The organism is Neorhizobium sp. P12A (genome assembly GCF_008365395.1).
GTDB lineage: Bacteria > Pseudomonadota > Alphaproteobacteria > Rhizobiales > Rhizobiaceae > Rhizobium.
The window spans coordinates 39,073-54,452 of sequence record NZ_QOVX01000007.1; the positions used below are offsets into that span (position 1 = coordinate 39,073).

The 15,380-nt window shown below is 60.7% G+C and carries 10 protein-coding genes; 3 read left to right on the top strand and 7 right to left on the bottom strand.

Annotated elements, in window-relative coordinates:
* Positions 1-55: 55 nt before the first annotated feature.
* The 7 genes from DTW90_RS20165 to DTW90_RS20195 form a co-directional block, all read right to left on the bottom strand.
* Positions 56-2,857: a LuxR family transcriptional regulator gene (locus DTW90_RS20165; RefSeq protein WP_149340509.1), complete on the bottom strand. Its 2,802-nt coding sequence runs from the start codon at positions 2,855-2,857 to the stop codon at positions 56-58.
* A 405-nt stretch (positions 2,858-3,262) separates the two neighbouring features.
* On the bottom strand, positions 3,263-4,138 hold the full coding sequence (locus DTW90_RS20170) for an NAD(P)H-binding protein (protein ID WP_132523638.1): 876 nt from the start codon (positions 4,136-4,138) through the stop codon (positions 3,263-3,265).
* Between the two features lie 63 nt (positions 4,139-4,201).
* On the bottom strand, positions 4,202-5,098 hold the full coding sequence (locus DTW90_RS20175; protein ID WP_149340511.1) for an AraC family transcriptional regulator: 897 nt from the start codon (positions 5,096-5,098) through the stop codon (positions 4,202-4,204).
* An 85-nt stretch (positions 5,099-5,183) separates the two neighbouring features.
* Positions 5,184-6,254, bottom strand: a complete 1,071-nt coding sequence (locus DTW90_RS20180) for an LLM class flavin-dependent oxidoreductase (protein WP_132523636.1) — start codon at positions 6,252-6,254, stop codon at positions 5,184-5,186.
* 101 nt (positions 6,255-6,355) lie between these two features.
* Positions 6,356-7,747 (bottom strand): LLM class flavin-dependent oxidoreductase, encoded by a 1,392-nt coding sequence (locus DTW90_RS20185; protein ID WP_132523635.1) that lies wholly within the window; start codon positions 7,745-7,747, stop codon positions 6,356-6,358.
* Positions 7,748-7,764: 17 nt separating this feature from the next.
* Complete coding sequence (locus tag DTW90_RS20190; protein ID WP_132523634.1) at positions 7,765-8,820, bottom strand: ABC transporter permease; 1,056 nt, start codon at positions 8,818-8,820, stop codon at positions 7,765-7,767.
* The gene (locus DTW90_RS20195) at positions 8,817-10,301 is read right to left on the bottom strand and encodes a sugar ABC transporter ATP-binding protein (protein ID WP_132523633.1); all 1,485 of its coding nucleotides are present in this window, start codon (positions 10,299-10,301) and stop codon (positions 8,817-8,819) included. The genes DTW90_RS20190 and DTW90_RS20195 overlap by 4 nt, the downstream gene beginning before the upstream one ends.
* 232 nt (positions 10,302-10,533) lie before the next feature.
* On the opposite strand from DTW90_RS20195, the gene DTW90_RS20200 reads away from it, so the two are divergent.
* From DTW90_RS20200 to DTW90_RS20210, 3 genes are all read left to right on the top strand, one after another.
* Positions 10,534-11,580 (top strand): substrate-binding domain-containing protein, encoded by a 1,047-nt coding sequence (locus DTW90_RS20200; RefSeq protein WP_132523632.1) that lies wholly within the window; start codon positions 10,534-10,536, stop codon positions 11,578-11,580.
* Between the two features lie 76 nt (positions 11,581-11,656).
* The gene (locus DTW90_RS20205) at positions 11,657-12,865 is read left to right on the top strand and encodes an acyl-CoA dehydrogenase family protein (protein ID WP_149340513.1); all 1,209 of its coding nucleotides are present in this window, start codon (positions 11,657-11,659) and stop codon (positions 12,863-12,865) included.
* Between the two features lie 382 nt (positions 12,866-13,247).
* A complete protein-coding gene (locus DTW90_RS20210; protein ID WP_149340515.1) occupies positions 13,248-15,368 on the top strand; it encodes a carboxy terminal-processing peptidase in 2,121 nt (706 codons plus the stop codon).
* Positions 15,369-15,380: the final 12 nt, after the last annotated feature.

A 15,380-nucleotide genomic window follows, 5' to 3' on the forward strand; every position in this document is an offset into this window, starting at 1 on the left:
CCCAACGGGGAAGCTGCCGCTTCTGTCAAATGACCAGTCTGATGACCGGTGGTGTTCAGCGTTCAGGATGAATTATGCTGGCAAGAACGGGTCGCAAGCCGGACCGCGACGTGACGCCGGTCTTCGAAAAGATCTTGTGCAAATGGTAGCCGACGGTTCTGTGAGATAGAAAAAGTCTGGCGCCGATCTCCTTGTTGGAGAGGCCGTCGGCAGCGAGTTGCGCGATATGCAGTTCCTGTGGTGTCAGCTTTTCCCACATATACTCGCTGCGCCGGCGGCTGGATTCGCCAGAAGCACGCAATTCCTCTCGCGCGCGGTCGCCCCAGGGCGAAGCGTCAAGCGCATCGAAAATATCGCGACACTCACGCAGTGGAGCCCGTGCATCGGTGGATCTGCGTTGCCGGCGCAGCCACCCCCCATAGGCGAGAAGAAGGCGCCCTCGCAGGAAAGGAAATCTCACCGACGCGGGACCAAGGCCTGACAAGAAGAATTGCTCGGCATTCTCGGGGGCGGCAAGGAGAGCTCTGCCATAGTGCAACACCGTCTCTACCCATGGTACCGGCCTTGAAGCCGAGAGACGTTCGACCTCGTCAATGATATTTTGCGCCGCCTCGGCGTTGCCGGAAAAAACGGCGGCTTCCACAAAGTCGGCGATACCAAGAAACTCAATACCGGTAACAAATACCGCGTCGGCCGGCCCGAAGATTGGCTTCAGTTGCTCGTAGGCCTTCCAATGCTGGCCCGCTCCGATGGCCGAAACACCTCGTGAGATCTGCAGCAACACGCGCATATAATTGGCACCGACCGAAAGAAGTTGTCTATCGGCTTGCGCGGCATAGGCTTCTGATTGGTCCAGATTACCCTGCATTCCCACAAGCTTGGCTTTTACAATCGCCGCCCCTGCGATCCACAGAATCTCATTGGTCTCTTCGGCGAGGAGCGCGGATTCTTCAGCTTCCCTCATAGCGCCTATCCAGTTGCCGGTTTCCATTTCCGCCCAGCTTCGAGACAGGAGCACGCGTGTAAGCTCTCCAAGTCGTCCCTGAGCACGAAGGGTCGCAGTGAACTCGGCAAGAAGGCTTGTACCAAGATCGAATGCTCCAACGACATTGGGAATGGTTCCGAGGATGCGTGCAGTAGCAGGATCGCCTCTGGCAATTTCGGAAAGTCCCTGGAGCTCATTGTACACCTCGTGTCCTCGCCTAAGCGGTTCGACATAGGCGGATATCGCAATCAAGCGGGGATCAGCTTCAGGCAATTCCAGTCGATTTGCGGCATCGAGAACTCTTTTGCGGACTTCGTCGCTTGCACCGCTCCACCAACAGCGCTGCGCGGCGCGCCAAAGGAAATTCATTGCCAGATCTTTGGCGCCTTCCGATCGTGCCTGAGTGGCAAAGCCGATCAATGTGGAGACTTTCGCAGGATCATCCACCGCGGGGGACAGGCTAATCTCGCGACACCAACCAATTCGTACCGGCACAATCGTGTCCGACTGGTCGAAATCGACCTGGAGCAACAGACGATCCAGCAATTCTGGTTGTCCGAGATCGGCGGCGAGCTCGGCGGCGCGTAGGAAGCGGTCACTCCTGGCTCTTGTCGTGCTGCTTAACGCCGCCGCCTTTTCGAGAACCTCGATCGCCATGGCCACGGCACCTTTCCGCAGCGCGCGGGTCGCCATGGCGTCGTATTCGCTCGCAAGTTCGTCATCCGGTCCGATAGTCGCCGCGGCGCGGTGCCATAGATGACGATCCAACTGGTCACGAACGATCGTGGCAAGTGCTGCATGTATCCTTTGCCGCGTTGCCAGATCCGCCGCCTGATGCATCGCTGAACGCACGAGCGGATGCCGAAACCGCACCTCCCCTTCGTCGATGTCGATCAGCTTGGCGGCAATTGCCGGCGTGAAAGCACCGACATCCACATGCCCGCCCAACACGGCTTCCCCGGCGGACAGGATTTCGTGGAGCGATGTCCCGTCGTTTTCCGCCGCCACGAAGAGCAGCATTCTGGTTGGGGCCGGAAGATCGGTCAGACGGGCCGAGAATGCACGTTCCAGGCGTTCCGTCAGCGGAAGCCACGTCGCATCTCGAGCGTCCTCCGCTCGCCTGTCACGAGGCAGTTCCAATAGGGCGAGCGGATTGCCCGACGCCTCTTTGAGAAACCGGCTGCGCAGATCAGCCGAAAGGTCCGGTGCGTGGGAATCCAGCAGACGCTCGGCATCGGCATCGCTGAGCCCCGAAAGCCGGAGTCGCAACGTGGAGGCATCGTCGAACAGACGGTTGAAACCCTCGCGCATGGCCACGAATAGAACGACGGGATCCGAACTCAACCTGCGCGAGATAAAGGCCAGCACCTCATAGGTCGCCTCGTCCAGCCACTGCGCATCGTCGGCTACAAGCAGGATTGGCTTTCGCGCAGCGCTTTCGGTCAGAAGGGAGAGCGTAGCCAGTGCCACGAGAAAAATGTCAGGCGTGGCCATGTCATCATGCATGCCGAAGGCGGCCAGCAGGGCAGATCGCTGACGAGGGACCAAGCCGACAGCCTCCTTCATCAGCGGACGGAGCGCCTGCTCCAGTGCTGCGAACGGCAGATGAACTTCGGCGAGGACGCCGGTCATGCTCAAGACCGTCATATCGCTCTCTCGCGCGCGATGCCTGGCCGCTTCGAGGAGTGCAGACTTGCCTATCCCCGGCTCACCGCTGATGACAAGCGTCGATCCGCCCTCATGGATCCGGTCGATCACTTGATCAATCAGAACAATGTCTTGATCTCGACCTTGGAGCTTCGCCGGAGAAACTGCGACACTCTTTTGCTGCTTCCGCCGCGGCGATTGCGTCTTGTTCGACTGCTTGGCCATCAATCTACCCTTGGTCACTTGCTCCGCGTCGAAGATGAGGGCGTCAAAGACATGCCAACGGATCGAAGCCTGTGCCACGGTTCAGCGGCCCTCGAAGCTTCGCCTTATTACTATAGCGTGCCATTCACGGACACGTCCGTAAAGCCGCTTCCATTTGTGAAGATGTTCCTGGTCGAACGCGCCAGTATCGCGTTGGAATTCGCGTTGCACCCGCGTCTGGCGCTGGCGCGATCTGTTATTCACGTCTGTCGCTATGGTGGGCGCAATATTTCCTATGTGACGCGGCCGAATGCGAGAACGGACGAATGCGAGAACGGACGCCAGAAGACGTCCGCTCATGATCTATTCGTCAGCGATGCTGGGCAGGCCGATGCGAAGCCGATGAGGTGTTCTGACCGCTGATCGTCAGCGCGTGGAGACAAGGGACCGCAGCGCGTCAATCGGTTCTGTGGTACCGTAGCGAATCTCGCCCACATTCGGCTCGACGTCGATGAGCCCCCTGTTATGAACGTCATAAAGCTCGGTCATCAGCCCGACGGTGCCCGGCTTCATGATGCGCCCCAGGCTTTCTTCCCATTGCGCGCGGGGCGTTGCCTCCGCAATGACAGGGCGGCCAAGGACGTTGCCGATGGCTGCAGCGACATCTGCGGCGCTGTATCGGCGTGGTCCCTCGACGTGGACGATCTGCTCGGCGGCCCCGATATCGGGACGAAGCAGGAGGTCGGCGGCAACGAGGCCGACCTCCTGCGCCGAGACGGTGGGGAATAGCCTGTTCACGGGAGCAATCAGGCTCGGGAGAACACCGGTAGCCGCTGCTACAGGCGCGACGCGACCCCAATTTTCCATATGCTCGGCCGATCGCACGAATATCTTGCGCCCGGCAAGCCGGCGAAGGCGCTCTTCCAGCTCGAAGAAGAGTGAAGGAATGCCGAAGCCTCTACCGAGATGGGCGCCGTAGTCTGAAATAGCGAGCACGACCGTCGGCCGGGTTTCCTCCAACGCCGTGGCGACGCTTTCGATGGACCGGCGCAGGTCGGCGCCCATGTCCTCGGCCTGCGGCTGGGGCGGGAGAATGACCTGTACGGTCTTCGCCCCGGCTATTGCCTTGGCAAGCGTTGCGGCATCCTGAATATCGGCAAAGGCGACATCGCAGCCGATTGTGCTCAAACGGTCAGCCTTTGCCGCATCGCGCAGAATGGCGCGCACCGGCATACCTCTTTCCCGCAGCGCCTTGGAGGTCTGATAGCCAATCTTTCCGGCGGCTCCGAGGATTGCAAACATGGTCGTTCTCCTTGCTGATATCGAGCAAGGACTAGAGGCCGATGCCGAGGCGGTCGCGCAGATTCAGACCGGTCTTTGCAGCTTCGGACGGAATTCACTCGCCTGTCGCAGGATTTCGCCGGGTGTCTGGCCGGTGAACCGGCGCAATGTCGTCGTCATATGGCTCTGATGGGCGAAGCCTGCAGCAAGCGCGATCTCGCTTGCCGGCATCGATGTCGTCGTCATCAGGGCCAGGGCATATTCGACGCGGCGGCGGATGACATATTGATGCACGGGAACGCCGGTGCTGTTGCGAAACAGCGTCTTCAGGCGCGTGACGCTGACGCCGGCAAGGGCGGCCAGATCGGCGAGATGAAGCTTCTGTTCCAGATGGGTCTCGATAAATTCCGTCAGCATCCGCAGCTGTCGAGGCGATAGTTTAGGTTCGGTGCGGCTTTCGGGCGTTACCGAAGCGCCGCTCGCAGTCTCGATCAAGCGGATCGCGAGCGCATTGGCGAGAAGGTCGATATAGAGCGGGTCGGATGGTGTATCGGCCTCCAGATCCGCCTTGATCGCTCGGCAGATTGCCTCAATCCCGGCGTCTCGCAGCTGAAACTTTGGCTGCAACTCGATCTTGCCAACGTCCCGCCCGAGCTCTCCGGCGACCTGGTCGAGCCGCGACGGATCGAGGCACACCCGTAGGATCCGGCAGTCCGAATCATCCTCCCACGAACCGTCAACGCCGGCCGGAATGACGTCGATGTCGCCCCACTTCTGCACGCGGCGCATGCGCCGGCCGTCGCATTGGCAATCGGCATTGACCGGCGGGCTGAAGTGGATGCCCAGCCGATGCATATCGCTACCCTGGATATGGGACCGTCCGCGCGGAATATGCACGAATTCGGCCGATAGGCCGCTCCATGCCCTTCCGGCACTGGTCAGCAGGATTTGCGGTGAAATCTGCGGAGGCAAAATTGTCATGATCCGGCTCGGCGCTCGATTGCAGGACGAATGCTACGTCTCAATCGGCGCCTTGCCAACCGGGTTTGCCCGCGAAATTGAAAGCTCAGCGGCGCAGCAGCGGCAGTAGCTGATCACCCTGCCGCTTGCTCTCCGAAAGGTATGGCGTATCGGAAAGTATGAAATGGGTGATGCCGAGATCCTCGTATTTGCGCAGCGAACGAGCGACGTCGGCAGCCGACCCGACCAGCCATGTGGTGCCGGCGCCGCCGCCGCCGAATTTGCCTGGCGCGGTATAGAGATTGTCGTCGAGAACGTCGCCGCGCGCATGCAGATCGAGCAGTCGCTGCTGGCCGACGGCAACTGCATGACGGTGGTCGCTCCAGCCGGCACCCTCGGTCTCGGCCATGGCCGCGACCTTGGCCTCGGCGTCGGCCCAGGCCTGTTCGGTCGTGTCGCGAACGAGCGTGGTGATCCGCAATCCGAATTCCAGGGGCGGGAGGTCACGGTCGAGTTCCTTGCTCAGCGCCTTCAGATGCGCGATGCGATCCCGCACGCCGTCAAGCGGCTCGCCCCAGAAGAGCTGCACGTCGGCTTCGGTCGCCGCTACTCGCTCCGCCGCCGCCGAGGCGCCGCCAAAATAAAGCTTGGGATGCAGGCGGCCGTCGCGGATCTGGATACGCGGCGCCACGGTGGAATCGGTGACGCTGAAATGCTCGCCGGTGAAGGTGACCTTCTCTTCCGTCCACAGCCTGCGGACCAGCCGCATGAATTCCTTGGTGCGGGCATAGCGATGTGCCTGGTCGCCCTCGCTGTCGCCATAGGCGGCAAGGCTGTCGAGCCCCGAGACCACGTTTACCTTGACGCGGCCGCCGGAGAGATAATCGAGCGTAGCCGCCGAGGAAGCGAAATTGGCCGGGCGCCAATAGCCGGGACGGACTGCGATCAGCGGCTGGAAGGTTTTCGTTCGCGCAGCAAGCACCGCCGCCAAAGTGAAGGTGTCGGGTCGTCCCCATCCGGTGCCGATGAGCGCACCGTTCCAGCCGTGATCCTCGAGTGCCGCCGCCTGGGCAGTCAGCGCCTCCAGGCTATTGTGGTTCTCGACAGCGGCATCGCCGCGATGGCCCGCCTTCGTGTCGTTGGGGATGTACCAGAGAAATTCGGAATTGCTGCTCATGCGATGGGCCTGTCGTTTAACGTGATATGAAAATTGCTTCGCCAATTAAGTATCGGCGTTGACAATAGCTTCAAGCGGGAATGTTGCGGCATGACGCCGCCCTATTCGGCGGATTGGGCAAATGCCCGCGGAAGGTCGCGATAAGCGGCACCCGGATGTGGTGCGACGAGCCGGGGTCCAGAGCCACCCAGCTTTTCGCGCAGGGTCCCCGGACGGTATTCCGTCTTGTAGACGCCACGCCTTTGCAGCTCCGGTACCAGAAGATCCACTGCATCCTCGAAACTCTCCGGCGTTACGGCGTAGGCGAGGTTGAAGCCGTCGACGTCCGTATCCTCGACCCACTCCTGCATCAGGTCCGCGACCGTGGAAGGCGAGCCGACGAATACCGGGCCGAAGCCGCCGACGCCCACCCAGTCGGCCATTTCGCGCACCGTCCATTCCTTGTCCGGATCGATCGTCGTGAAGGTTTCGACAGCCGATTGAACGGCATTGGTATGCCGGTGACGCAGCACTTCGTCAGGACCGAACTGGCCGAAATCGATGCCGGTCCAGCCGGAAATCAGCGTCAGCGCCCCCTCGAAGGACGCGTATTTGCGGTATTCGTTGAATTTGTGCTGCGCCTCCGCATCCGTTTCGCCGAGAACGACGGTCTGCAGGTTGAAGGCGAGAATTTCGCGCGGGTTGCGACCGAGCCGCTCGGCCGCGTGGCGGACATTGGCGACATAGCGCTTCAGGACGGCCTTGGAGGGCGCCGCAACAAAGATGTTTTCGGCATGCGCGCCGGCGAAATCCTTGCCGCGGCTGGAGGCGCCGGCCTGGTAGAGCACCGGCGTTCTTTGCGGCGAAGGCTCGCTCAGGTGAATGCCCGGCACCGTATAGTATTTGCCCGAGTGGCGGATCGGATGCACCTTTTGCGGATGGGTGAAGATGCCTTTCTCGCGGTCGCGCACGACCGCGTCGTCTTCCCAGCTGCCCTCCCAGAGCTTGTAGCAGACTTCCAGATATTCTTCGGCCAGATCGTAGCGATCGTCATGGTTCGTCTGGGCCGGCTGGCCGATATTAAGCGCGCCGCTGTTCAGGTATGAGGTCACGATATTCCAGCCGACGCGCCCCTTGGTCAGGTGATCCAGCGTCGAGAGCCGGCGGGCGAAGGTATAGGGATGTTCGAACGAAAGCGACGCGGTCAGTCCGAAGCCGAGATGCTCGGTCTCGTAGGCCATGGTCGGGATGACTTGCAGGGGGTCGTTGACCGGCACCTGTGCCGAGTGGCGAAGCGCTGCATCGGCATTGCCGTTCAGCACATCATAGACACCAAGCACGTCGGCAATGAAAAGGCCGTCGAATTTGCCGCGTTCCAGTGTCTTGGCCAGATGCACCCAGTAATCCAGGTCCTTATAGGTCCAGGACTTGTCGCGCGGATGGCGCCAGAGCCCGGGCGACTGATGTCCGACGCAATTCATGTCGAAGGCGTTCAGCCTGATTTCGCGGGTCATGTCTCTGTTCCTTGGATCTAGGGATTGCTGCGGCCGAGGCCGTAGGTCAGGGCCAGGGCTCCGACGAGCACGGCGCCCTTGACGAAATCCTGGGTGTAGTAGGGCGCGTTCAGCATGGTGAGGCCGTTGAGCAGCACGCCGACGAAGACGGCGCCGACGACCGTGCCGAGTACGTTCGGGCGGCGCAGGTTGAGGACGGCAAAGCCGATCAAGGCTGCGGCGACTGAATCCATCAGCAGCGAGCCGCCGGAGGAAACATCGCCGCGACCGACGCGGGCGGCAATGACGATGCCGCCAAGGGCCGCAAGCGTGCTGGAGATGACATAGGCAAGGGTCTTCAACCGTGTCGTGGAGGCTCCTGCCAACCGGGTTGCGACCTCGTTACCACCGGTCGCAAACAAAAGGCGGCCGATGCGGGTGCGCTCGGTGAGGATAAAAAGGACTATGGCAACCGCCACCGTCAGCACGACCGATACCGGCACAGTGCCGAAAATGCTGTAGCGGCCGATCAGCAGGAAGGCCGGATCATAGGCGCCGGTCGCCTTGGATCCATCCGGTAGAACGAGGCCGGCTGAGATCGAGCGGCCGGCCGTCGGGATCAGCTGCAGTCCCGACAGTAAGAACATCATCGCAAGCGTTGCCAGGAGATCCGGAACGCGCAGGCGGACGATGAGAAGCGCGTTGACGAGGCCGACCGCGGCGCCGAATGCGAGCACCAGTGGTACGGTTGCGAATGCATCGAGATGCCAGACGATCATCGCATAGCTGGCCGCCATGACGCTCGATGCCGCTACCGCGCCGATCGAAAGGTCGAAGCCACCCACGGCAAGCGTGACGGTGACGCCGGCACCAAGGATGGCGACGACCGAAACCGCCTGCAGGATGCTCATCAGATTGCCGATATTGATGAAGGCCGGTTGTGCAATGGTGAAGCCGATCACCAGTACCGCAAGCAGCATGAAGACGGCGCCGGCCCGCAGGAAAGCGCCGAGGGCGGCGAGGCGGCTGTCCTCATTGCCGCTCCTGCGTACCTTGGCCGCCTTTGGAACTGCGTCGTCGTCGATCGTCGTCATGCTGGAATTCCCTGAATGGCTGAAAGCGAGATCGCTCCGCCCGCGACGGGCCGCAGCGTGTGGTGGTCCATGACCAGAATCCGGTCGGCCACTTCGTAGGCCTCTTCCGGATCGGATGTGGCAATCAGCGTTGCACGATCCTTCCGCGCCCGGATTGCCTGGATGATATCCTGGCGGGCGCCGACATCGACGCCTTGAAAGGGTTCGTCTAGCAGCAGCAGACGGCTCGGCTCCGCCTCCCAGCGTGCGATGACGGCCTTCTGCTGGTTGCCGCCGGAGAGCGTCCACACGGAGGCGAGGGGGCCGGCAGCTTTGATGCCGAGGCGAGCGATCGCCTGTTTCGCCTCACGCTGCTCGCGACCGCCGAAAAGGAAGCCATGCGGATACCATTTCGCCAGATGCGGCAGGCTGATGGTTGCGGCCAGCGAATTGCCCGGCCAGGCAGGTGGCATCAGCGAAGAACGATGGCGGTCTTCAGCGGCCATCGAGATTCCGGCGGCAATCGCCTCTGCCGGCGATCTTGGATGCAGCGGCTTTCCAGCGAGAAACATCGCGCCGCCGGCAAGTCGCCCGAGGCCGAAGATCGCCGAGAGCAGCCGGCTTTTTCCGGCGCCGAGCACGCCTGTGATGGCGACCACCTCGCCCTCGTGGAGCGTCAGATCGAAAGGTTCGCTCGCCGCAAGCAGCCGCGCGCCGCGCATCTCGAAGAGAGCCGGCCCGGCTGCCGGTCGCGCATCGGCGCGAGCGACATCCAATTTGCGGCCGATCATGGTTTCGATCGCTGCGGAAAAGTCGATCGGCCGGCTAAAGCCGCCAACCACGCGACCGCCACGCATGACCACCGCGCGGTCGGCAATGGCTTCGATATCGGCGGTGCGATGGGATATATAGAGGATTGCAAGCCCTTCGCTGCGAAGCCGTAAAAGGACTTCAAACAAGCGCCGGCATTCCTGGCTGGAAAGACTTGCCGTCGGTTCGTCCAGGATCAGCAATTCGGCCTGGTGAGCGAGCGCGCGGGTGATCGCAACGAGCTGGCGGTCCGCTGCGGTGAGATCCCCGAAGTCGCGGTCGAGCGGCAGGGAGATATCGACCGCATCAAGCATTGCCTGCGCCTCACGGCGAACACTGCGTTGCGAGATGAAGAAGGGCATGCCCCGATCGGCGAAGCGATTGAGAAGCAAGGCGTCGGCGACCGTCGATCCCGGAGCTCCGATGAGGTCCGTGGATTGATGCACGGTGACGACACCGGCACGCGCTGCCTCCGACGGGCTGTGCGGCTGGAATGCCCGACCGTTCAGTGTGATCGTGCCGCCATCGGCAACGATCACGCCCGAAAGTATCTTTACCAAAGTCGACTTGCCGGCACCATTTGCACCCATCAGCGCCACGATTTCGCCGCGCTCGATCATCAGTCCGGCGCCGGCGAGGGCACGCGTCGGGCCGAAACTGTGCGTCAGGTTGTCGATTTGAAGAAGTGGCATCCAGCGGCGTTCCGATGATTCAGAAGCCGGATATTGCCCCACCCAGCTGCGAAATCTCCAGGTACGCCTTTCCCGTCGAAGTCAGGGGGCCGGAACAAAGAATCTATCAATGCCGCTAAAATCGGATGATTTAATCTACTAAATTTATAGGGATTATATCTAATAAATTTACGTCGCCGGGAGCTGCCGAACCCATCAGACGACGTTTTGATTGATCAAGGGGATCGCGACGATGAAACCACTCGCACAGCTCGCTCTGTCTGCCGCTGTCATTCCATTCCTGCTCACGCAACAAGCCGTTGCCGGTGGTATTGCCGGTGCGCCCGCACCCTTTGACAAGGGCGGCGTCAAGGTTGCCCTGATCAGCTATATCTCGGCAGGCGATTTCTTCCAGGCCTACCAGGCCGGCGCCGAGGCGCAGGCAAAGTCGCTCGACATCGACCTTCGCGTGTTCCCTGGGCGGCAGGATGCCGCCGAGCAGCGCGAGCAGATCCTGCAGGCGATCAATCTTGGCGTATCCGGTATCGTTGTCGACCATGGCTTGCCTGAGTCGCTCGGCGATGTCGTGCAGCAGGGGCTCGATAAGGGCATCAAGGTCGTCGCCTTCGACGTCAATCTCAACAATCCCAAGATTCCGCAGGTCGAGCAGAGCGACCACGAAATTGCCGACCTCGCGCTCAAGCAAGCCGTCAAGGACAACGGCACCAAGTTCAACGCCGGCTATGTCTATGTCGCGGGCTTTGCTCCGCTCGACCGTCGCAACGAGATTTGGGACAAGTTCAGGGCTGAAAATGCCGGTGTCGTCGAAAAGGCACGTTTCGGCAATGTCAGCGACACGACAGCAACGACTACTGCCGACCAGGCAAAGGCTGCCCTGACGGCCAATCCCGATATCAGCGTCGTCTTTGCACCTTATGATGAGTTCGCCCGTGGGGTGAAGCTTGCCGCCGCCGACCTCGGTATTGCGAGCAAACTGAAGATCTATTCGGCCGACGTCTCGACGGCCGATATCCAGGAAATCACCGCTGACGGCAGCCCCTGGGTCGCAACGGTCGCCACCAATCCGGCCGTGGTTGGTGCCGTGTCGGTGCGCGCCGCGGCACTTCAGATCGCCGGACAGGATGTCCCGCACCAGATCACGGTGAAGCCGGCGCTTCTGACGCAGGAAGCGCTGCGGGCAGCCGGCGTCAAGACGATCGAGGATCTGGCGCAGAAAATCCCGGCCTTCAGTACGAGCGACGCCGCAACTGCGAGCTGGATTCCGGCCAAGGTTTTTTAAAAGTCAGCCGCATCGATTTTCCGATAGCGATCATGGGACCGCTGTCGGGCTCTTCCATAGAACCGGAGTTTCATCCATGAGCCTGTCCAACATCCTCTTCGCGACTAATCCGGGCACGACGCGCAGGGAGCTTTTCGCCAGTGCCGCGGAAATTTCGGCCGATCTTTCGAAGCGGGCAGCCGAGCTTGATCGCGACGGCCGCCCGCCGGTCGGCGAGATCATCAAGCTCAAGAAGGCTGGACTGCTGAACGCGCTACACTCGCGCGAGGTCGGCGGGGGCGGGCTGGACTGGGTGGATGGCCTGCGTCTGGTGCGCATTCTCGCGCAGGGCGAAAGCTCCGTCGGGCAACTCCTCGGCTACCATTTCGTCAACAGCCAATATATCTACTGGGCGCTAGATGCCGCCCGCGCCGATGCGCTCGGGGCAGAGACGGTTGCGCAAAACCTCTATTGGGGTGCCGCCGTCAATCCACGTGATCCGGGCCTGGTCCTGACGCGGCGGGGCAATGGATATGTGCTGAACGGCCGAAAGACCTTCTCTACGGCAGCGCATGTCTCGGATTATATCAACGCCAATGCGGTCCTGGACGACAAGATCGTCGGCTTTGTCATTCGCACCAATCGCCCCGGCTACGTCGCCAATGACGACTGGGACAATTTCGGCCAGCGTCTTTCGGACAGCGGTAGCGTCGAATTCCATGATTTTCCGGTGTATGCGGAGGATTTTGTCGGCCAGCCAACGGCAGCCGACGCATCGCCGCCGGTGCTTTCGACCTTCAATACGCCGCTGATCCAGCTGGTCTTCGTCAATTTCTATCTCGGCACGGCGGAAGGGGCGCTGAAGGCGGCCATCGACTATGTACGCTCGACGACCCGGCCCTGGGTCACGTCAGGCGTCGAGCGAGCCGCTGACGATCCCTACATTCTCGAACGCGTCGGAGAATTTTCGGCCTCGTTGAAGGCGGCTGCGGCACTCGCCGACAGCGCAGCTCTTGCCGTTCAAATCGAACTTGCAAAAGGTCACTCCGTCACCGCCCGCGAACGAGGTGCTGCGGCGGCGGAAGCCTACGCTGCCAAGGTCCACGCGACCAACGTTTCGCTCGACATCACATCGCGTATCTTCGAGCTCACGGGCGCCCGCTCGACGGCGGACAAATATCGGTTCGATCGCTTCTGGCGCAATGTGCGCACGCATACGCTCCATGACCCGGTCTTCTACAAGGCCAAGGAAGTCGGTGACTTCGTTTTGAACGACAAGATCCCTGAAGTTAGCCTTTATAGCTGAGCACCGCGGCGGACGTCAGCGAAGGCCCCACGCCTGATCGCAGGCGTGGGGTTTTTCGTTTGTTGAGAAACGCTGGTGCGCGCCGGACGCACAATAGGGCAAGCGCCTTCGCCGGATCGACGCCGCTGAATACGCAAAATATTATTAAATCTTGTCCATTCGACCGGTATCAAGCGTATTTGAAGAAGAAGGTCTTCAAGAGGCCGCTTTTATGAATAAGCTTCAAGAGCGATCGGATTCTTGGGTGAATTGGCAAGGGCATTGTTCGCGGCGTTAACGCCGGATAAGGAACATAGCATGTCCATTTAGTTGCCGAACACCATAATTGTTCCGCTAACGTCGCACATTTAAGACTCTACACCGAGAATTGGATCAAGGCTGCATGCATATAAAGTACGGTTTCCTGGGCGCCTTCCTGGCAATTGCATCCTCGGCATATGCCCAGGATGCCGCATCGCGGCCAATTTTGACCCCATCGCAACAGCAGGAGCAAGCGGCTCATTTGAGTGCGCAATTTCTGACGCGCTTCGGCTACAAGCCCGTTCCGCTCGATGACGCCCTCTCGGGCAAGATCATGAACAAGTACATCAAGTCCCTGGATCCGGACCGCCTTCTCTTCCTGCAGTCCGACATAGATAAGTTCACGGCTGACGGCGCGAAGATCGACGATGCGATAAACCGCGAAGACCTGCAGATCCCGTTTTCGATTTTCAACGTGTATGAGAACCGAGTTGTCGACCGCATGAACTATGCGCGCAGCTTGCTCAAGCAGAATTTCGACTTCACCGTGAAGGAAGATTATTCCCTTTCTCGCGACAAGGCCGCCTGGCCGCAATCCGAAGCAGAGAGCAACGAACTCTGGCGCAAGCGCGTCAAGAGCGACTGGCTGCGCCTGAAGCTGGCAGGCAAGGCCGACGCCGATATTCGCGATACGCTCGACAAGCGCTACGAAAACTCGCTCGAGCGCGTTCAGAAGTACAAGAGCGACGATGTGTTCCAGTCATTCATGGACGCCTACACGACGTCGATCGATCCGCACACCGACTATTTCGGCGCGACCGCTTCGGCTGAGTTCGATATTTCGATGAAGCTTTCGCTGGTCGGCATCGGCGCGGTGCTGCAGGAGCAGGATGATTACACGACGATCCGCGAACTCGTTCCGGGCGGTCCGGCACAATTGTCCGGCAAGCTCGCTGTCGGCGACCGCATTATCGGCGTCGGTCAGGGCAAGGATAGCCCGGTAAAGGAAGTGGTCGGCAGGCGTCTTGATGAAATCGTGCAAATGATCCGAGGCGCAAAGGGTTCCGTCGTCCGGCTTGAGATACTGCCAGCGGATGCTGGAGCGGATGGCAAGCATCGCCTCCTTGATCTGGTCCGCGACAAGATCAGCCTCGACAAGCAGGCTGCCAAGAAGACCATCATTTCCGTAAAGGACGGTGACGCCACCCGCAAAATCGGCATCATTACCCTGCCGGCCTTCTATGAAGACTTCGAAGCGCGGCAGAAGGGCGACAAGGACTACAGAAGCGCAAGCCGCGATGTCGCCAAGCTTCTGGGAGAGCTGAAGCAAGAGAATGTCGACGGCGTTCTGGTCGACCTGCGCGATAATGGCGGCGGCTCGTTGTCCGAGGCGGTCGATTTGACCGGCCTGTTCGTCGGCAAGGGCCCGGTGGTGCAGGAGCGCGATGCCAAGGGGAAGATTGATGTGGAAAGCGATGATCTTTCTGCACCTCTCTGGACAGGTCCGCTCGGTGTCTTGATCAATCGCAGCTCGGCGTCTGCCTCCGAAATTTTTGCTGCGGCGATACAGGACTACGGTCGAGGCGTGATTGTCGGCGAACCCAGCTTTGGCAAGGGTACGGTGCAGACAGTGATCGATCTCGACCAGGTCGCCCATAACAGCAAACCGAAATTCGGCGAGCTGAAAATGACGATAGCCCAGTTCTTCCGCGTCAACGGTGGCACGACACAGCTGCGCGGCGTGACGCCCGATATCAGCCTGCCGGGCCTCTCGGACCTCAGTACCTTCGGCGAAGCGAGTTTTGACAATGCGTTGCCGTGGGCTCAGGTGAAGCCCGCAAACTACACGCCCGATGGCGATATCAAGGCAGTGCTGCCGCAACTGCAAAGCCGCCATGATGAGCGAGTACAGAAGGATCAGGATTTCCAGCGCTTCATAGAAGACGTTGCCGACTTGAAGGCGCAGCGCGACAAGCAGGTCGTCTCTCTCAATGAAGCCGAACGTCGCGATGAACTGGCCACGCAGGCAAAGCGCCTGAAGGAGCGCAAGCAGATAGATGATGGTGTCGACCCCGGCCAGGACGACGGTTTGCAGGCGGATGAGCGTAGCCTGAGCGCCGATCTTGCGCTTGAAGATGCTCGCAAGAACGCAAAGGACGTCTTGCTGAAGGAGGCAGCCTCCATCGTTGCCGACCAAGCCGATCTTCAGAAGGACGGCTCGAAGGCTGCTACACAGCAATCGGGAAATGCGGACGGGAAATAGTCCGTTCGCACG